Source organism: Serratia sp. MMO-28, assembly GCF_037199905.1.
GTDB lineage: Bacteria > Pseudomonadota > Gammaproteobacteria > Enterobacterales > Enterobacteriaceae > Chania > Chania oryzae.
Genome location: NZ_JBBCVB010000130.1, coordinates 1 through 228 on the forward strand (window position 1 = coordinate 1; position 228 = coordinate 228).

The window sequence follows — 228 nt, forward strand, 5'->3', positions numbered from 1 at the left end:
CGACTTGAGCGGCAGGTAGCGCGATTCGGTCTGGAGCCGGTGGCGGTGGGTGTGGATGCGGGTTACTTCACCGCCGCGGTGTGCCATCTGACGCAAGAAAGGGGTATCGCGTTGGTGCCCGGCTATCGGCGGCCGCACAAAGGTCAGAATGACTTCCAGAAAAAGCACTTCAGGTACGATGAGAAGCGTGATGTGTATGTGTGCCCGGCAGACGCGTTGCTGGTCTAC

General features: G+C 60.1%; 1 pseudogene. It reads left to right on the forward strand.

Annotation, left to right across the window (positions count from 1 at the left end):
* Window positions 1-228: pseudogene (locus tag WG891_RS26860) on the forward strand (IS5/IS1182 family transposase); the annotation flags it as partial.